The following is an 18,566-nucleotide window of genomic DNA, read 5'->3' on the forward strand; positions in this document are numbered from 1 at the left end:
GGACGGCAACAACCAATCAACCGAATAAAACATCCGGTATCAACAAACATGGCACACTATTGAGTTCTCAAACAACAGACCAGCAACCAGGCACCACACCCGGAAACCGTGTTGGAATTTTCGGTGCCCTCCGCGTTGGAACTTCGTTCCCCGCCTCAGGCAGCTCGACCATCCTACGCAGTCCGTTCTCGGCGTGTCAACTTGCGTTGTTCCGGGTTCGGACCGACCTGAACGGTCGCTCCCGCATGAACTAGGCAGCACCTCTCGGTCCTGCTGCTCTTTGCGGTGTCGTCGCCCGCCGGCCTCTCGGCCCTGCCTGACGACTCGATGAACACTACACCCCCGCCCAGGGGCCTGCAAGCTCGGCTCCCGGACGGGGGTGGTGGGCGGATCGGGCCCGGATCAGGCCTCCACGGTGACGGCGGCGAGGTGCTTCTTGCCGCGGCGCAGCAGCGCCCATCGGCCGTGCAGGAGCTGGTCGGGCCCGAGCTCGGCGTCCTCACCGACGACCTTTTCGTTGTTGACGTACGCCCCGCCCTCCTTGAGGGTTCGGCGCGCGGCGGACTTCGACTCGGACAGCCCGGTGGCCACGAGGAGGTCGGCGACCTGCAGCGCTCCGGCGGACACGCTCGCGCCGGGCAGCTCCCGGGCGACCGAGTCCAGGGTCTCGGCGTCGAGCTCCGTGAGCTCGCCGCGTCCGAAGACGGCGGCCGAGGCCGCGATCGCCTTCTCGGTCGCCGCCTCCCCGTGCACCAGCGAGTTGACCTCCCAGGCGAGGACCTTCTGGGCCTGCCTCTTGTAGGGCTCCTCCTCGACGGAGCGCGCCAGCTCCTCGATCTCGGCCCGGGTCTTGAAGGTGAAGACCTTGAGCCGGTCGACCACGTCCGCGTCGGCCGTGTTGAGCCAGAACTGGTAGAAGGCGTAGGGCGAGGTGAGCTCCGGGTCCAGCCACACCGCGTTGCCCTCGGACTTGCCGAACTTCGTGCCGTCCGAGTTGGTGATCAGCGGGGTGCCGACGGCGTGCACGGACACGCCCTCGACCTTGCGGATCAGGTCGGTCCCGGAGGTCAGGTTCCCCCACTGGTCGGAGCCCCCGGTCTGCAGGGTGCACCCGTGGTCGCGGTAGAGGTTCAGGTAGTCCAGTCCCTGCAGGATCTGGTAGCTGAACTCGGTGTAGGAGATGCCCTCCTCCGAGTTGAGCCGCTTGGCCACGATGTCCTTCTTGATCATCGTGCCGACCCGGAAGTGCTTGCCGATGTCGCGGAGGAAGTCGATGGCGGAGAGCTGGGAGGTCCAGTCCAGGTTGTTGACCATGACGGCCCGGTTCTCGCCCTCGAAGGAGAGGAAGCGCTCGACCTGGGCGCGCAGCAGGTCCACCCACTGCGCGACGGTCTCCCGGGAGTTCAGGACCCGCTCGGAGCTCTGCCGCGGGTCCCCGATCAGACCGGTGGACCCGCCCACGAGCCCGATCGGGTGGTGACCGGCGAGCTGGAGCCGGCGCATCAGCAGCAGCTGCACCAAGTGCCCGAGGTGCAGGGACGCCGCGGTGGGGTCGAACCCGCAGTAGTAGGTGACCTTCTCCTCCGCGAGCGACCGCTCGAGGGCCGCCTCGTCGGTCGACACGTGCACGAGGCCGCGCCACTGCAGCTCCTGCCACACGTTGGCGAAGGACGGATCGTTGTGCTGGAGGTCCAGGTCTATTGCGTTCGACACGGCTTCCAAGGTACCAGGACGCGGAGGGGGTTCCCCTCCGCGTCCCGGTGTCCCCGGCGGCCCGGGTTCAGAACCGGTCGAGGCCGGCCGGCAGCGGCCGGGCGGCGACGACGCGCAGCCGCTGGGTGGGCCGGGTCATGGCCACGTACAGGTTGCCGACCCCGCCGCCGACCTCCTCGACGAGCGCCTGCGGCTCGACGACCACCACCGAGTCGAACTCCAGTCCCTTGGCGTCCCACGCGGAGAGGACCACGACCTGCCGGTCCAGCCGGCGGACCCCGGCACCCACGAGCCCGGGCAGGGCCCCGGCGAGTGCCGTGCCGATCTCCTGCACGCGGTCCTCGGGCACGACCACGGCCACGAGCCCGCCGCTGACCAGGTCGAGCTCGGTGCGCACCTGCTCGAGGACGCCCTCGACCACGTCCGCGGCGCCGACCCGCTGCACGATCGGCGGCTCGCCCTCCCGGACGGCCCGCGGGGCGGAGATGTCCAGGCCGGCGGCCCGGGCGACGTCGACCGCGGCCTCGGCGATCTCGGCGGGGGTGCGGTAGTTGACCGTGAGCTCGTCGAGGACGAACCGCTCCCCCACGAAGGGCTCGAGGGCGTCCTGCCAGCTGCGGGCGGCGGTGGCCGAGCCCGCCTGGGCGATGTCGCCGACCACGGTGAACGACTTCATGGGGCACCGGCGCATGAGCACGCGCCACTGCATCGGCGAGAGCTCCTGGGCCTCGTCGACCACGACGTGCCCGTAGGCCCACGTGCGGTCCGCGGTCGCGGCCTCGGCGGCGGTCATCCGGTGCTGGGTGACCGCGTTGAAGTCCGTGAGCTGGGCCGCGGTCACGATGCCGTCCGCGCCGACGTCCTCGAGGCTCTGGTGCATGTTCGCCAGCGCGTGCTCGGCGTTGTCCGTTGCCTTGCGGTGCTCCCGGTCCGCCTCGGCCCGCCGGCGCACCCCGGCCTCGTCGAGGTCGCCCAGCAGCTCGGCGGCCTCGTCCAGCAGCGGCACGTCGGCCACGGTGAAGGGGGCGTCGGCCGGGCGCAGCAGGGCCTCGACCTGGGCGGCGCTCAGGTGCGGGGCTGCGGACTCGAGGTAGTGCCGCTTGCTGAACAGCTGCGCGACGAGGGTCTGGGGCGACAGCGGCATCCACGCGAGGTTGAGCGCGATCCGCACGTCCCGGGACTGCCGGATGTCCTCCGCGAGGTAGGAGCGGTCCATGACGTTGCCGCTGGTGGTGTTGAGGTGCTCGCCGAGCTGCTCGGTGAGCTCGCGCAGGACGATCTTCACGAACGTGTTGCGCGCCTCGTTGTGCGGCTTCCCCGTGGCACGGGCCTTGTCCCGGGCACGCTTGACGGTGCGCGGGGTCAGCGTCACGCGGTGGGAGTCGACGCGCAGGACCTGGTCCGCCGCCGGGACCTTCTGCCGGTCCCGCACGGCGCGGGCCACGACCTCGGCCATGTCGAGGCCGGACTTGAGCCGGGCGGTCCGGGGGTCGCGCTCGGGGACGGCCGCCACGCCGGGGAACAGCTCGGAGAGGGAGGACATCACGACGCCGGTCTCCCCGAGCGCCGGCAGCACCCGTTCGATGTACCACATGAACGACGACGACGGGCCGACGATCAGCACTCCCGCCTTGCGCAGCCGCTCCCGGTGCTCGTAGAGCAGGTACGCCGCCCGGTGCAGCGCCACGGCGGTCTTGCCGGTGCCGGGCCCGCCCTGCACCACGCGGACGCCGGGCAGCGGGGCGCGGATGATCTTGTCCTGCTCGGCCTGGATGGTCGCGACGATGTCCGACATCCGTCCGGTGCGCTTCTGGTTCAGCGCCGCGAGCAGAGCGCCCTCGCCGTGGAGCACGCCCTCGTCCTCGAGCATGTCCGGGTCGAGGACGTCGTCCTCGAGGGCGGCGACGTCGCGGCCCTCCAGGATGAGGTGGCGGCGGCGCCGGATGCCCATGGGGTTCTGCGCGGTGGCCTGGTAGAAGGCCGCGGCCTCGCGGGCGCGCCAGTCCACCATGAGCCGCTGGTGGTCCGCGGTGGCCAGGCCGATGCGCCCGACGTAGCGGCGGTCGCCGTCCTGGCCGTCCAGGCGGCCGAAGACGAGCCGGTGGTCCACGGCCTCGAGCTGGGCGAGCCGGTCCTCGTAGTGGGAGGCGAACGCGTCACGCTCCGCGCGGTTCTGGTGGTTGCCGAAGGACTCGCTGCGGCGCACGGCCGCGAGCTCGGCGGTCTTCTCGGCCCGCAGCTCGTCGAGCCGGTCGTAGAGCATCGCGACGTACGCGCGTTCGACAGCAAGTTGCTCGGCCGCCATCGTGGCGACGGTCTCTGCCATGGGTGGACACCTCGTTCCGGATCGAACAGACCATCGATTCTACCGGTCCGCGGGCGTTCCGACGGCGATCCGGCGGCGCGGTGCGTCACAGTGCTTCGCCGGGGTGCTTCGCCCCTGGTCAGACCCGGTACAGTGCCCGCACCCGGTGGCCGCCGAGCTGGCTGCGGCCCCGCAGGTCGGTGAGCTCCATGATCAGCCCGAACCCGGCGACGTGCAGCCCGGCCCGGTGCAGCAGCTGCGCCGTGGCCCCGAGGGTGCCGCCGGTCGCGAGGATGTCGTCGAGCACGAGCACGCGGGCCCCGCGCGGGACGTCGTCGGTGTGGATCTCCAGCACCGCCGAGCCGTACTCCAGGACGTACTCCTCGCGGAAGGTCTCCCGGGGGAGCTTCCCGGCCTTGCGCACCGGGATGAGGCCCACGCCCGTCGCGTAGGCCACGGCCCCCGCCATGAGGAAGCCCCGGGCCTCGACGCCGGCCACGTGGTCGAACTGACCGCGGAAGGCGTCGGCCAGGGCGTCGACGGTCCGCCGGAAGCCGGGACCGTCCGCGAACAGGGGCGTCAGGTCGCGGAAGAGGACCCCCGGCTCCGGGTAGTCGGGGATCTTCACGCACAGGCGCTCGATCATCTGCTCAACGGATTCAGTCACACCGCTCATGCTATCCGTCCGGGTCCCGCGGACTCAGCGGCGCCGGCGCGGGACCGCGGCGCGGTACGGGGACACGGAGGCCTCGCCGGGCAGCCACCAGCGCCAGGGGAACTCGGGGGTCCCGCCGGGTCCGGACACCCCCGTGCGGGGCCCGCGGCCGGCGGCGGGGGCGTCCCCGGGGCCGGGCAGCCGCAGGAAGAAGCCCGGCGCCGCGGCGTCCCCCGCGGTGAGCGGTGCGCCGTCGTGGGTCAGGTCGATGCCCAGGGCCTTGGCGAGGTTGCCGGGGCCACGTGCCAGCGCGGCGTCGGGCACCGGGCCGGAGCGTCCGGCGGCCCGGCGGGCGCGGGCCAGCGGCACGCCCTCGACGACCTCGCCCGCGCGGAGCAGGCACCCGCCGGCGGTGCCCTCGGGGCGGCAGACCAGGTTCACGGCGTGGTGCATGCCGTAGGTGAAGTACACGTAGACGTGGCCCGGCGGACCGAACATCGAGGCGTTGCGCGCCGTCCGCCCGCGCCACGTGTGCGCCCCCGGGTCCGGCAGGTCGGAGCCGTCCGGCCCGCCGTAGGCCTCGACCTCCGTGATCCGCAGGACCACGGAGCCCTCGGCGGTCCGGTGGCCGAACAGGCTCCCGAGCAGCCAGGGGGCCACCTCGGGAGCCGGCCGGGACAGCAGCTCGAGCAGCGCCGGCCCGGTGACGGGCCCGTTCACGCTCATCCTGCGACGATCGGCGCCCGCCGCGAGAACTCCGCGGCCTCGGCCACCTGGCGCTCGAGCTCGCCGATCTGCGCGGCCACGGCCGACGGCGCCGTGCCGCCCTGGGCGCTGCGCGAGGCCAGCGAACCCGCCACGGTGAGCACCTCGCGCACGCCGGGGGTGAGCCGGTCTGAGATGGCGGCGAAGTCCTCGTCGGAGAGGTCCCACAGCTCGATCCCGCGCTGCTCGCAGACGCGCACCGCGTCCCCGGCGACCTCGTGCGCGTCCCGGAAGGGCACGCCCTGGCGCACGAGCCACTCGGCCACGTCCGTGGCGAGGGCGAAGCCCTGCGGGGCGAGCTCGGCCATCCGCCCGGTGTTGAAGTCGAGGGTGGCGATCATCCCCGCGACCGCGGGCAGCAGCACCTCGAGCTGGTCGATCGCGTCGAAGACGGGCTCCTTGTCCTCCTGGAGGTCCCGGTTGTAGGCCAGCGGCAGGCCCTTGAGCGTGGCCAGCAGCCCGGTGAGGTCGCCGATCAGCCGGCCGGCCTTGCCGCGGGCGAGCTCGGCGATGTCCGGGTTCTTCTTCTGCGGCATGATCGAGGACCCGGTGGAGAAGGCGTCGTCGAGGGTGACGAAGGAGAACTCCTTGGTGGCCCACGTGGTGATCTCCTCGGAGATCCGGGACATGTCCACGGCGATCATCGCGGTGACCCAGGAGAACTCGGCGTAGACGTCCCGGGCCGCGGTGCCGTCGATGGAGTTGTGCACGGCGGAGTCGAAGCCCAGCTCGGCGGCGACGGCCCCCGGGTCCAGTCCGAGCGAGGACCCGGCGAGCGCCCCCGAGCCGTACGGGGAGACCGCCGCGCGGGCGTCCCAGTCCACGAGGCGCTGCACGTCCCGCAGCATCGCCCACGCGTGGGCGAGCAGGTGGTGGGACAGCAGCACCGGCTGGGCGTGCTGGAGGTGGGTGCGCCCGGGCATCGGGGCCTCCGGGTGGGCCTTCGCCTGGTCCAGGAGGGCCTGCACGACGTCGAGCACGTTGCGGGCGATGATCGCGGCGTGGTCGCGCAGGTACATCCGCCCGAGGGTGGCGATCTGGTCGTTGCGGGACCGGCCGGCGCGCAGCTTGCCGCCGAGCTCGGGCCCGGCCCGCTCGATGAGGCCCTTCTCGAGGGAGCCGTGGACGTCCTCGTCGGAGGGGGCGGGCGCGTAGGCCCCGGAGCGGACGTCGGCCTCGAGCCGGTCGAGGGCGTCGAGCATGCCCCCGAGCTCGTCGTCGGTCAGCAGCCCCGCGGTGCGCAGGACCCGGGCGTGGGCCCGGGAGCCCGCGATGTCGTAGGGGGCCAGGCGCCAGTCGAAGTGCGTCGACCGGCTCAGCGCCGCGAGGGCGTCGGCCGGTCCCCCGGCGAAGCGCCCGCCCCAGAGCGCGCCCTCGTTGGTGCCGTGCTTGTCCTGCTGCGCCATGTCTCTCCTCGTGGGTTCCGCCGGGGCCGGGGCCGCCGGGGGTCGGGTCGGCCGGGCGTGGGCGGAGGGCCCCACCGCCGGGATGGGGCCCTCCGTCGTCGTGCCCGTTCCTGCTGGGGACGAGCCTACGTGCTCGGGGGCTACTTGCCCTCGGCCGCGATCCGCTGCTCGCGGGACGCCGCGACCTTAGAGGACATGCCGAACAGCTCGATGAACCCGCGGGCCTGGGACTGGTCGAACGCGTCGCCCTCGTCGTAGGTGGCGAGGTTGAAGTCGTACAGGGAGGTGTTCGAGCGGCGGCCGGTGACCGTGGCCTGGCCGGCGTGCAGGGTCATCCGGATGTCGCCGTCCACGTACTTCTGGGTGTCCTGGATGAACGCGTCGAGGGACTGCTTGAGCGGGGAGAACCACTGGCCGTCGTAGACGAGCTCGGTCCAGCGCTGGGTGGCCATCCGCTTGAAGCGGGCCTGCTCGCGCTCGACCGTCACGTTCTCCAGCTCGCGGTGCGCGGCGATCAGGGCCATGGCGCCGGGGGCCTCGTAGACCTCGCGGGACTTGATGCCCACGAGCCGGTCCTCGACGATGTCGATCCGGCCCACGCCCTGGGCGCCGGCGCGGCGGTTCATCTCCTGGATCGCCTGCAGCGGGCTGACGGGCTGGCCGTCGAGGGCCACGGGGATGCCGCCCTTGAAGCTGATCACGACCTCGTCGGCCGGCGGCGGGAACGTGGGGTCGTCCGTGTAGTCGTAGACGTCCTTGGTGGGGGCGTTCCAGATGTCCTCGAGGAACCCGGTCTCCACGGCGCGGCCCCAGACGTTCTGGTCGATCGAGAAGGGGTTCTTCTTGGTCGTGGCGATCGGCAGGTGGTGCTTCTCGGCGTAGTTGATGGCCTTGTCGCGAGTGAGGGCGAGGTCGCGGACCGGGGCGATGCACTTGAGCTCGGGGCCCAGCGTCTGGATGCCCACCTCGAAGCGGACCTGGTCGTTGCCCTTGCCCGTGCAGCCGTGGGCCACGGTGGAGGCGCCGAAGCGCTTGGCGGCGGCCACGAGGTGCTTGACGATGACCGGGCGGGACAGCGCGGAGACCACGGGGTAGGCGTCCATGTAGAGGGCGTTCGCCTGCAGCGCCGGCATGCAGTACTCCGCGGCGAACTCGTCGCGGGCGTCGGCCACGTAGGCCTCGACGGCCCCGCAGTCGAGGGCGCGCCGGCGGATGGTCTCGAGGTCCTCGCCGCCCTGCCCCACGTCGACGGCGACGGCGATGACCTCGGCCCCCGTCGCCTCGCCGATCCAGCCGATGGCCACGGAGGTGTCGAGACCCCCGGAGTAGGCCAGCACAACACGCTCGGTCACGGTGTTCTCCTTCGTCGGTGGTCCGGGCGCCACGGCGTGGCCCCGCCTTCTGTGCATGACTATACACGTCGACTTGTATTTATGCATACTCTGCGGACCGTCCCGCGCACTCCCCCGCCGGGCCGCGCCCGCCCTCCGACCTGCGGAGGTGCCGTGCGCCACTCCGCAATTATGAATAGCTAGCAATAGCCCGGCCCTTCCGACATACTGGGGACCGGGTGTGATCCAGACCGACCGACCGCACCCCACCACGGCGGGGGCCACGCGCCCCGGCCGTCCTGCACACCCGGTCCCTACCCCGAGAGGAACCCCATGACGAACGTTCCCGAGCAGACCCTCACCACGCGTCAGGGCCACCCGGTCCACGACAACCAGAACACCCGCACCATCGGCTCCCGCGGGCCCGCGACCCTCGAGAACTACGCGTTCCTCGAGAAGATGAGCCACTTCGACCGCGAGCGCATCCCCGAGCGCGTGGTGCACGCCCGCGGCACCACCGCCTTCGGCTACTTCGAGGCCTACGGCGCCTACGGCGACGAGCCCATCGCGAAGTTCACCCGCGCCAAGGTCTTCGCCGAGGCCGGCAAGCGCACCGACGTGGCCGTGCGGTTCTCCACCGTGGCCGGCGGCCGGGACTCCTCCGAGGTGGCCCGCGACCCGCGCGGCTTCGCCGTGAAGATGTACACGGAGGAGGGCAACTGGGACCTCGTCGGCAACAACCTGGGCGTGTTCTTCATCCGGGACGCCATCAAGTTCCCCGACTTCATCCACTCCCAGAAGCCGGACCCCGTGAACTTCGAGGCCGGCGTGGCCAACCGCGCCTTCGACTTCTTCAGCCAGTCGCCCGAGGCGATGCACATGATCACGATCCTGTTCTCCCCGCGCGGGATCCCGGCGGACTACCGCCACCAGCAGGGCTTCGGCGTGAACACCTACAAGTGGGTCAACGCCGCCGGTGAGTCCCTCCTGGTGAAGTACCACTGGATCCCGAAGCAGGGCGTGAAGTCCCTCACCTCGGCCGACGCCGCGAACATCCAGGCCCAGACCCTCGGCTCGCACACCAAGGACCTCTACGACGCGATCGAGGCCGGCGACTACCCCGAGTGGGAGCTGCAGGTCCAGGTCATGGAGGACCACGACCACCCCGAGCTGGACTTCGACCCGCTGGACGACACCAAGGTGTGGCCGGAGGAGCTGTTCCCGCCGAAGCCGGTCGGGCGCATGGTGCTGAACCGCAACCCGCAGAACTTCTTCGCGGAGAACGAGCAGATCGCCTTCGGCACCGGCGTGCTGGTGGACGGCCTGGAGTTCTCCGACGACAAGATGCTCGTGGGCCGCACCTTCTCCTACTCGGACACCCAGCGCTACCGCGTGGGCCCGAACTACCTGCAGCTGCCGGTCAACGCGCCGAAGGCGCCGGTGGCCACCAACCAGCGCGACGGCCAGATGGCCTACGCCGTGGACCACGCCCCGGGCCAGAACCCGCACGTGAACTACGAGCCGTCCATCATCGGAGGCGTGCAGGAGACTCCGAAGCCCGAGGGGTACCAGCCCGAGGTCGGCCCGGAGATCAGCGCGCGCCTGACCCGCGCCCGGATCGAGCGGACCAACGACTACAAGCAGGCCGGCGAGCGCTTCCAGCTCCAGGAGGAGTGGGAGAAGGAGGAGCTCATCGACAACCTGGTCGGTGCGCTGTCCCAGTGCGACCGCCCGATCCAGGAGCGCATGGTCTGGCACTTCTACATGGTCGAGGACGAGATGGGCCGCCGCGTGGGCGACGGCATCGGCGTCTCCCTCGAGGACGTCAAGGACCTGGGCCCCCTGGCCACCCAGCGTCTCTCCGAGGAGGAGCTGCAGCGCGTGGCCAACCTCGGCAACAACGGCCCGCGCAGCGTGGCGGGTCTTACCATGACCCACTGCGTGCCCAACGAGCACGTGGCCGTGGAGCGCGAGCCCCAGCAGGCGAGCCCCGCGATGATGTCCAGCTGACCCGTCCGGGAGGCGCCCCGTCCGGGGCGCCTCCCCCGGTGTCCGTGCGGACCCATCGTGCAGGAGGGGCCGGCCGCGTCCAGCGGCCGGCCCCTTCCGTGTGCGGGCTCAGCCGCGGTGCCCGGCGCCCGCGAGGTCGAGGGAGCGCTTGAGGATCTTGCCGGTCGGGCCCTTCGGCAGCTCGTCGACCACCTTGTAGTAGCGCGGGTGCTTGTACTTGGCCACGCGCTCGCGGACGAAGGCGTCCAGCTCGTCGACCTTCGCGTCCCGCTCCGCCTCGGGCACGCCGCGGAAGGCGACGACGGCGGCGACCTCCTCGCCCATCGCCTCGTCCGGCACCCCGACCACCGCGGCCTCGGCGATGCCGGGGAACTGGTAGATCACTTCCTCGACCTCGCGGGGGTAGACGTTGTAGCCGCCGCGCAGGACCATGTCCTTCTTGCGGTCCACGATGTAGTAGAAGCCGTCCTCGTCCACCCGGGCGAGGTCCCCCGTGGCGAACCAGCCGTCACGGATCGCGGCCTCGGTGGCCTCGGGGTTGCGCCAGTAGCCGGCCATCACGTACTCCCCGGCCACCACGAGCTCGCCGATCTCCCCGACGGGGACCTCCGCGCCGAGGTCGTCCACGACCTTCAGCTGCGCGCCCCGCACCACCGTGCCGATCGAGCCCGGGCGGCGTCCCCGGTCCTTCTGGTTGAAGCACACCACCGGGGAGGTCTCGGACAGGCCGTAGCCCTCGTAGATGGGGGCGCCGAAGACCTCCTCGAAGCGCTCCAGGACCTCGACCGGCAGCGGGGAACCGCCCGAGACCCCGGCCCGCAGGTGCGGCAGCTCGACCGTCCCGCCGTCCGCGGCGGCGAGCAGCGCCACGTACATGCTCGGCACCCCGGCGAAGACCGTGACCTCGTCCCGGGCCAGGATCTCCAGCGCCTTGGCCGGGTCGAAGCGCGGCAGCAGCGTGACGGTCGCCCCCGCGTGGACGACGCCGTTGAGCGCCACGGTCTGGCCGAAGACGTGGAAGAACGGCAGGGCCCCGAACATGACGTCCCCGGGCGCCAGGTCGAAGAGGCCCGCGGACAGCGCCGCGTTGGCCCGGAGGTTGTGGTGCGTCAGGACGGCGCCCTTGGGCCGGCCCGTGGTCCCGGAGGTGTAGAGCAGGACGGCGGGCTCGTCGTCGTCGCGCTCGGCGACCCCGGGCCGCGGCGGGACGTCCGCGAGCGCCTGCAGCGTGCCGGCGGCCGAGACCTCGACCACCCGGACGTCCCGGTCCAGGTTCGCGACCGCGGCGCGGGTCGCCTCGGCCATCGCCTCCCAGACGAGCACCAGGGACACCTCGGCGTTGTCGAAGTGGTACGCCAGCTCCCGGGGGCTGAGGAGGGGGTTGAGGGGCACGACCACCCCGCCCGCGCGCAGGATCCCGTAGTAGGCGATCGGCATGTGGGGGACGTTGGGCAGGATCAGGGCCACCCGGTCGCCCTGTCCGACGCCGGCCGCGGCGAGCATCGACGCGACCCGCGCGGACAGGTCGTCGAGGGCCCCGTAGGTCAGGACCTTGTCGTCGAGGACCACCGCCCGGGACTCCGGGGAGGCCGCGGCCGTGTCGGTGAGCAGGGTGGCGAGATTCGTCATGGGGGAACTCCGGATCCCCGGTGCACGGGCACCGGCGCGAGGAACGGGCACGAGGTGAGCTGTGTCACACGAGCGTGCCAGTCGGTTACTGCAACGTCAAGACCCGGGTACTTGGGGGTGGCGCGTGTCGCGGTCCCCGCCCCCGATAAACTGGCCGGCAGGAGCTGCATCCGACCGACCGCGAAGGACCACCCGTGACCGAGAACCCCCAGCCGACCGACCAGCCGCAGGACCCGGCGGCCCCCCAGCTGACCGAGGAGGAGATGGCCTACGTGCTCTCCCTGTTCGAGATGGCCCGGACGGGGGACACGGAGAACCTCCTGCCGGCCGTGCGCGCCGGCGTCCCGGTGAACCTCACCAACGGCAAGGGCGACACCCTGCTGGTCCTCGCGGCCTACCACCAGCGCGAGGAGACCGTCGCGGCGCTGCTCGAGGCCGGGGCGGACCCGGACCGGGTCAACGACAACGGTCAGACGGCGCTGATGAGCGCGGTCTTCCGGGGCAACGAGACGATCGTGCGGACGCTGCTCGCGGCCGGGGCCTCGCAGACGGCCGGCGCCCACTCCGCCCTGGACTTCGCCCGGGTCTTCGAGCGCACGGAGCTCGTCCCGGTCCTGGAGGAGTACGCGGCCCGCTGAGCGCGCGGCGCACGGCCGGCACGGGGCGGCGCCGGGACCTCTACTCGGCGAGCTCCAGGAAGCGGCGGGCCACGGCGTGGCCGCCGTCCGCCGCCCGGCACACCACCATGATGGTGTCGTCGCCGGCGATGGTGCCGAGGACGGCGGGGAGCACGGACGTGTCGATGGCGGAGGCGAAGTACTGGGCGGCCCCCGGCGGGGTCCGCAGGACCACGAGGTTCGCGCTCGCCTCGGCGGTGACCAGAAGCTCGCGGCACAGGCTGGCCAGGCGCGCGTCGAGCACCTCCTGGGTGATCCCGGAGGCGGGCGAGCGGTCGGCCCCGGCCTGCGGGACGGCGTAGACGAGGGCGCCGGAGCCCTCGCGCACCCGGACGGCCCCGAGCTCCACGAGGTCGCGGGAGAGCGTGGCCTGGGTGACCTGCACGCCGTCCTCGGCCAGCCGGGCGGCCAGCTCGGCCTGCGAGTGGATCGCCCCTCCGGTCACGAGGGCCACGATCCGGGCCTGCCGGGCGGTCTTGGTGGCGGGGATGCTCATGCGGGTACGGCGGAGGCGTCGGCGGCGCCCAGGTCGTAGCGCCCGGAGCGCGCCATGAGCCAGACGAGCAGGGCCTTCTGGGCGTGCAGGCGGTTCTCCGCCTCGTCCCACACCACGGACTGCGGGCCGTCGATGACCTCGGCCGCGACCTCGGAGCCGCGGAAGGCGGGCAGGCAGTGCAGGAACAGCGCCCCGGGCGCGGCCTGGGCCATCGCCGCGGCGTCCACGGAGTACGCCCGGAAGACCTCCGCCCGCGCCTCGGTCTCCGCCTCCTGGCCCATGGACACCCAGGTGTCGGTGCAGACCACGTCCGCCCCGGCGAGCGCCTCGGCCGGGTCGGTGGTCACGCGCACGGATCCTCCGGTCTGCTCCGCGCGCTCCTCGGCGGCCCGCACCACCGCCGGGTCCGGGAGGTGGCTCGCCGGGCCGGCGACGCGCACGTGCATGCCGGCGGTGGCCCCGCCCAGCAGGTAGGAGTGGGCCATGTTGTTGGCGGCGTCCCCGAGGTAGGCGAAGGTGAGCCCGGCGAGACCGCCCCGGTGCTCCCGGACGGTGAGCAGGTCCGCGAGGATCTGGCAGGGGTGGTAGTCGTCGGAGAGCCCGTTGACGACGGGCACGGTGGCGGCCGCGGCCATCTCCTCCAGCCCGGACTGGGCGTAGGTGCGCCACACGATGGTCGAGGCCATGCGGGAGAAGACGCGCGCGGTGTCGGCCACGCTCTCCTTGCCCAGCTGCGACTCGCCCGGGTTGATCATCAGCGGGTTGCCGCCGAGATCGGCGATCCCGGCGGAGAAGGAGACCCGGGTGCGGGTCGACGTCTTGTCGAAGATCACGGCCACGGTCTGGGGCCCCGCGTAGGGCCGGTGGGCCCAGCGGTCGGCCTTGAGGCGGGCGGCGAGCTCGAGCACCTCGGTCTGCTCCTGCTGGGAGAGGTCGGTGTCGACGAGGAAGTGGCGGGGGGTCATGGACGGGTTCATGCTTCTTTCGGCGGGGAGTCGGGCGAGGTCGCGGCGGGGGCCGTGACCGCGGCGGCGGCGGTGCGCAGGATCTCGGGGAGCGCGTCGAGGAAGGTGCGCGCCTGCTCGGGGGTCAGGATCAGGGGCGGGGCCAGGCGCAGGGTCCCGGGGCCGGTCGCGTTGACGATGAATCCGGCGTCCCGGGCGGCCTCGACCACGGCGGGGCCGAACGGGGCGGTGGCCCCCTCGGGGACCTCGAGGTCGGCGCCGATCAGCAGTCCGTGCTGGCGCACGTCGCCGATCCCGGGGACCGCGCGCAGCCCCTCGCCGAGCACGGCGCCCACGGTGCGCGCGTGCTCCAGCAGGCCGTCCTCCTCGATGACGGTGACGGTGGCGAGGCCCGCGGCGGTGGCCGGCGGGTTGCCGCCGAACGTGGTGCCGTGCTGGCCGGCCCCGAGCAGCGCGGAGACCTCCGGGCCGACGGTCAGCATCGCGCCGATCGGGAAGCCGCCGCCGAGGCCCTTGGCCAGGGTGATCGCGTCCGGCAGGTCGTCGCCGGTGAGCTCGGCGGAGGAGGCGAACCAGCGGCCGGTGCGGCCCATCCCGGTCTGCACCTCGTCCACGACCAGCAGCGCGCCGTGCCGGCGGGTCAGCTCCCGGGCGGCCCGGAGGTAGCCCTCGGGCAGCTCGCGCACGCCGGCCTCGCCCTGCACGGGTTCCACGATGAGCGCCGCGACCGTCCCGTCGAGGTGCTCCGCGAGGGCCTCGACGGTCGCGGGGATGTGCCGGACCCCGCCCGGGAGGGGCTCGAAGGGCGCCCGGTAGGCCTCCTTGGCGGTCAGGGCGAGGGCGCCCATGGTGCGGCCGTGGAAGGCGGACTCGAGGGCGAGGACGGTGCCGCGGGGCCGGCCGTCCGGGCCGGGGTGCTCGTGGCCGTGGCGGCGGGCGAGCTTGAAGGCGGCCTCGTTGGCCTCGGTGCCGGAGTTCGCGAAGAAGACGTGGGAGCCCGCGGGCGCGCCGGCCAGGGACAGCAGCTTCCCGGCGAGGGCGATCTGCTGGGGGGAGGTGAAGAAGTTGGAGACGTGCCCGAGGGTGGCGAGCTGGCGGGAGACGATCTCCACCCAGCGCGGGTGGGCGTGGCCGAGGGCGTTGACGGCGATCCCCGCGAGCAGGTCGAGGTAGTCCCGGCCGTCGGCGTCGGTGACCACGGCGCCCCTGCCGTGGGTCAGCACGAGGGACGGGCTGCCGAAGACGCCGAGCAGCGAGTCGGCGTACTCGCCGAGCAGGGCGGTCTGGGCCGAGTAGCGGGAGGCGGTGTGCTGGGCGGTCATGACGATGCTCCGTGGTCGGGGACGAGCTGGGTACCGATGCCGGTGTCGGTGAAGATCTCGAGCAGGCACGTGTGCGGGCTGCGCCCGTCGACGATGGACGCCCGGCGCGCCCCGCCCTCCACGGCCCGCAGGGCCGCCTCCATCTTGGGGATCATCCCGGCCTGCAGGCTCGGGAGCATCGCGCGCAGCTCCGAGGCGGACAGGGACGCGATGAGGGAGTCCTTGTCCGGCCAGTTCGCGTAGAGCCCCTCGACGTCGGTGAGGGCCACGAACTTCTCGGCGCGCAGGGCCACCGCCACGGCGGCGGCGGCGGTGTCCGCGTTGACGTTGAGGATCTCCCCCGTGGGGCGGCCGTGCGCGTCGACCTCCGGCGCCACGGAGGAGATGACGGGGATCCGCCCGGCCTCGAGGAGCTGGGTGACGGGCTCGGGGTTGACGCCGACGACCTCGCCCACGTGGCCGAGGTCCACCTCCTCGCCGTCCACGACGGTGCCCCGGCGGACCGCGCGGAACAGCTCGGCGTCCTCCCCCGAGAGCCCGACGGCGTACGGGCCGGTGGCGTTGAGCAGGGAGACGAGCTCCCGCTGGACCTGCCCGGTCAGCACCATGCGGATGGCGTCCACGGCCTCCTTGGAGGTGACGCGCAGCCCGCCGCGGAACTGGGACTCGATGCCCAGCCGCTCCAGCATGCGGTTGATCTGGGGGCCGCCGCCGTGCACCACGACCGGTTTGATCCCGACGTGGCGCAGGAACACCATGTCCTCCGCGAAGGCCTGCCGCAGCGGCTCGGACACCATGGCGTTGCCGCCGTACTTGAAGACCATCACGGACCCGGCGTAGCGCTGGATCCAGGGCAGGGCCTCCATCAGGGTGCCGGCCTTCAGCTGGGCGGTCTCGTAGCGGGTCGGGTCACTCGGGTCGGTCATGGTTCTCCTGCGCCGTGGGTCGGTGCTGTGCTGGTGGGCGGGCGGGTCAGCTGGAGTAGGCGCTGTTCTCCTCGACGTAGTCGTGGGTCAGGTCGTTGGTCCAGACGGTGGCGTCGGCGTCCCCGGCCTTGAGGTCGACCAGGACGGTGACCCTGCGGTCGGCGGCCAGGTCCACGCCCTCGCGCGGGTCCCCGATCATGCCGTTGCGGCAGACCACGACGCCGTTGATGGCGACGTCGAGCCGGTCGGGGTCGAACGCGGCGTCGGTGGTGCCGACCGCGGACAGGACGCGGCCCCAGTTGGGGTCGTTGCCGTAGATCGCGGCCTTGAAGAGGTTGGAGCGGGCCACGGAGCGGCTCACGTCCTCAGCCTGCCGCTCGGTCGCGGCGTTGACGGTGGTGATCTCGATGTCGTGGGACGCGCCCTCGGCGTCCGTGATGAGCTGCTGGGCCAGCGAGTGGCACACCGCGGTCACGGCCTGGCTGAACTCGAACTCGTCCGGCGTGATCCCGGAGGCGCCCGAGCCGAGCAGCACCACGGTGTCGTTGGTCGACATGCAGCCGTCGGAGTCGGTGCGGTTGAACGTGACCTTCACCGCGTCCTCGAGCGCCCACTGCAGGGCGTCGGAGGAGAGCTCCGCGTCGGTCGTGAGCACCACGAGCATCGTGGCCAGCCCCGGGGCGAGCATGCCCGCGCCCTTGGCCATGCCGCCGACCGTCCACCCGTCGCGGACGTAGGCGGCCTGCTTGGAGACGGAGTCGGTGGTCATGATGGCCCGGGCCGCGGCGGCCCCGGCGGCGTCGTCGTCCCCGAGGGCCTCGACGACCCCGGGGAGGCCGCGCTCCATGACGTCCATGGGCAGCTGGATGCCGATCAGCCCGGTGGAGCACACCACCACGTCCCCGGCCCCGACCCCGAGCGCCTCGCCGACGAGCTCGGCGGTCCGGTGGGAGGCCTGGAAGCCCTGCGGTCCGGTGCAGGCGTTGGCGCCGCCGGAGTTGAGGACCACGGCGGCGGCCCGGCCGTCCGCGGTCGCGGCCTTGGACCACTGGACGGGCGCGGCGGTGATCCGGTTGGTCGTGTACACGGCCCCCACGTGGTGCTGGGGCCCGTCGTTGACGACGAGGGCGAGGTCCGGCCCGCCGGAGTCCTTGAAGCCGGCCTCGGTGCCGGCGGCGCGGAAGCCCTGGGCGGCGGCCACGCCGCGGGCGGTGTCGACCTGCAGGGTGCCGGCGGGCTGCTGGGAGGGGTACGTTCTCACGGTGCGACTCCTTGGAGTGTCAGGCCGGTGTCCTCCGGCAGGCCGAGGGCGAGGTTCATGGACTGGACGGCACCGCCGGCGGTGCCCTTGACGAGGTTGTCGATCACGCACGTGACGATGACCCGCCCTGCCCGGGCGTCGTGGGCGAGCTGGAGCTGGGCGTGGTTGGAGCCGGCCACCGACTTCGTCGAGGGCCACCGTCCCTCGGGCAGGACGGTGACGAACGGCTCGGCCGCGTAGGCGGTCTCCCAGGCCTCCCGCAGCTGCGCGGCGGTCACGCCCTCGGGGACCCGCGCGGTGGCGGTGGTGAGGATGCCCCGCGGCATGGGGGCGAGCGTCGGGGTGAAGGAGATCCGCACGCGGCGCCCGGCGGCCTTCGAGAGGCCCTGCTCGATCTCGGGGGTGTGCCGGTGGGCGCCGCCCACCCCGTACGGGCTCATCGAGCCCATGACCTCCGAGCCGAGCAGGTGCGCCTTGACGGCCTTGCCGGCGCCGGAAGTGCCCGAGGCCGCGACGATCACGACGTCCTCCGGCTCCAGGAGACCGGCCGCGAAGCCGGGACCCAGGGCGAGCAGGGCACTGGTCGGGTAGCACCCCGGCACCGCGATGCGGGTGGCGCCGCGGAGCTGCTCGCGCTGGCGGGTGCCCTCGGCGTCCACGACGAGCTCCGGCAGCCCGTACGGCCAGGTCCCGGCGTGCGGGGACCCGTAGAACTGGTCCCACTCCTCGGCGGAGTCGAGCCGGTGGTCGGCGCCGGCGTCGATCACGACGGTCTCCGCCGGCAGCTGCGCGGCGATCGAGGCCGAGGCGCCGTGCGGCAGGGCGAGGAAGACGACGTCGTGGCCGGCGAGGTTCTCCACCGTGGTGTCGACGAGCACCCGGTCGGCGAGGGAGTGCAGGTGCGGCTGCAGCTCCCCCAGCCGCTGGCCCGCGTTGGAATGGGCCCCCACGGCCCCGATCTCGATCTGCGGGTGACCGGCGAGGATCCTCAGGACCTCGCCACCGGCGTAGCCGGATGCCCCCGACACTGCTGCGCTGAACGTCATAGAACCCACTCTAGCTCAAAGTTATGCATGGTCTTCAATATTTATGCACGCTACGGGGG

The 18,566-nt window shown here is 72.6% G+C and carries 15 protein-coding genes; 2 read left to right on the top strand and 13 right to left on the bottom strand.

The features are described from left to right. Positions 1 to 402: 402 nt before the first annotated feature. The 6 genes from tyrS to ACP7CD_RS17665 all read right to left on the bottom strand — a co-directional run bounded on the left by tyrS (position 403) and on the right by ACP7CD_RS17665 (position 8,196). Positions 403 to 1,713 (bottom strand): tyrosine--tRNA ligase, encoded by a 1,311-nt coding sequence (gene tyrS / locus ACP7CD_RS17640; protein WP_017832867.1) that lies wholly within the window; start codon positions 1,711 to 1,713, stop codon positions 403 to 405. Between the two features lie 67 nt (positions 1,714 to 1,780). Further along, positions 1,781 to 4,039, bottom strand: coding sequence for a HelD family protein (locus ACP7CD_RS17645; RefSeq protein WP_126346400.1), 2,259 nt, complete (start codon positions 4,037 to 4,039; stop codon positions 1,781 to 1,783). A 118-nt stretch (positions 4,040 to 4,157) separates the two neighbouring features. Next, a complete protein-coding gene (locus ACP7CD_RS17650; protein ID WP_017832869.1) occupies positions 4,158 to 4,664 on the bottom strand; it encodes an adenine phosphoribosyltransferase in 507 nt (168 codons plus the stop codon). A 54-nt stretch (positions 4,665 to 4,718) separates the two neighbouring features. Then, on the bottom strand, positions 4,719 to 5,399 hold the full coding sequence (locus ACP7CD_RS17655) for a DNA-3-methyladenine glycosylase (RefSeq protein WP_167508886.1): 681 nt from the start codon (positions 5,397 to 5,399) through the stop codon (positions 4,719 to 4,721). Continuing rightward, on the bottom strand, positions 5,396 to 6,844 hold the full coding sequence (argH, locus tag ACP7CD_RS17660; RefSeq protein ID WP_017832871.1) for an argininosuccinate lyase: 1,449 nt from the start codon (positions 6,842 to 6,844) through the stop codon (positions 5,396 to 5,398). The genes ACP7CD_RS17655 and argH overlap by 4 nt, the downstream gene beginning before the upstream one ends. Before the next feature lie 140 nt (positions 6,845 to 6,984). After that, the gene (locus ACP7CD_RS17665; RefSeq protein WP_031282696.1) at positions 6,985 to 8,196 is read right to left on the bottom strand and encodes an argininosuccinate synthase; all 1,212 of its coding nucleotides are present in this window, start codon (positions 8,194 to 8,196) and stop codon (positions 6,985 to 6,987) included. Positions 8,197 to 8,508: 312 nt separating this feature from the next. Between ACP7CD_RS17665 and ACP7CD_RS17670 the strand changes: the two genes are divergently transcribed. Further along, a complete protein-coding gene (locus ACP7CD_RS17670) occupies positions 8,509 to 10,185 on the top strand; it encodes a catalase (RefSeq protein ID WP_017832873.1) in 1,677 nt (558 codons plus the stop codon). Between the two features lie 108 nt (positions 10,186 to 10,293). Here ACP7CD_RS17670 and ACP7CD_RS17675 read toward each other — a convergent pair whose 3' ends face one another. Then, entirely contained in the window at positions 10,294 to 11,814 is a 1,521-nt protein-coding gene (locus ACP7CD_RS17675; RefSeq protein ID WP_426120787.1) for a long-chain-fatty-acid--CoA ligase, read from the bottom strand. Positions 11,815 to 12,008: 194 nt separating this feature from the next. On the opposite strand from ACP7CD_RS17675, the gene ACP7CD_RS17680 reads away from it, so the two are divergent. Then, positions 12,009 to 12,452: an ankyrin repeat domain-containing protein gene (locus ACP7CD_RS17680; protein WP_017832875.1), complete on the top strand. Its 444-nt coding sequence runs from the start codon at positions 12,009 to 12,011 to the stop codon at positions 12,450 to 12,452. A gap of 40 nt (positions 12,453 to 12,492) precedes the next feature. Here ACP7CD_RS17680 and ACP7CD_RS17685 read toward each other — a convergent pair whose 3' ends face one another. The 6 genes from ACP7CD_RS17685 to argC are packed head-to-tail and all read right to left on the bottom strand — an operon-like array spanning position 12,493 to position 18,507. Next, on the bottom strand, positions 12,493 to 12,987 hold the full coding sequence (locus tag ACP7CD_RS17685) for an arginine repressor (protein ID WP_017832876.1): 495 nt from the start codon (positions 12,985 to 12,987) through the stop codon (positions 12,493 to 12,495). After that, the gene (gene argF, locus ACP7CD_RS17690) at positions 12,984 to 13,964 is read right to left on the bottom strand and encodes an ornithine carbamoyltransferase (RefSeq protein ID WP_035929611.1); all 981 of its coding nucleotides are present in this window, start codon (positions 13,962 to 13,964) and stop codon (positions 12,984 to 12,986) included. The genes ACP7CD_RS17685 and argF overlap by 4 nt, the downstream gene beginning before the upstream one ends. Continuing rightward, positions 13,961 to 15,274 (bottom strand): acetylornithine transaminase, encoded by a 1,314-nt coding sequence (locus ACP7CD_RS17695; RefSeq protein ID WP_426120788.1) that lies wholly within the window; start codon positions 15,272 to 15,274, stop codon positions 13,961 to 13,963. Before ACP7CD_RS17695 ends, argF begins: the two co-directional genes overlap by 4 nt. Then, positions 15,271 to 16,200, bottom strand: a complete 930-nt coding sequence (gene argB / locus ACP7CD_RS17700) for an acetylglutamate kinase (protein ID WP_426120789.1) — start codon at positions 16,198 to 16,200, stop codon at positions 15,271 to 15,273. Before argB ends, ACP7CD_RS17695 begins: the two co-directional genes overlap by 4 nt. A 46-nt stretch (positions 16,201 to 16,246) precedes the next feature. Next, the gene (gene argJ / locus ACP7CD_RS17705) at positions 16,247 to 17,461 is read right to left on the bottom strand and encodes a bifunctional glutamate N-acetyltransferase/amino-acid acetyltransferase ArgJ (protein ID WP_017832880.1); all 1,215 of its coding nucleotides are present in this window, start codon (positions 17,459 to 17,461) and stop codon (positions 16,247 to 16,249) included. Continuing rightward, positions 17,458 to 18,507 carry an N-acetyl-gamma-glutamyl-phosphate reductase gene (gene argC, locus ACP7CD_RS17710; protein ID WP_426120790.1) on the bottom strand — a complete coding sequence of 350 codons (1,050 nt, stop codon included), beginning with the start codon at positions 18,505 to 18,507 and terminating at the stop codon, positions 17,458 to 17,460. Before argC ends, argJ begins: the two co-directional genes overlap by 4 nt. Positions 18,508 to 18,566 lie beyond the last annotated feature (59 nt).

This window comes from Kocuria sp. LHG3120 (assembly GCF_049897445.1).
In the GTDB taxonomy this organism is placed as follows: Bacteria; Actinomycetota; Actinomycetes; order Actinomycetales; family Micrococcaceae; genus Kocuria; species Kocuria rosea.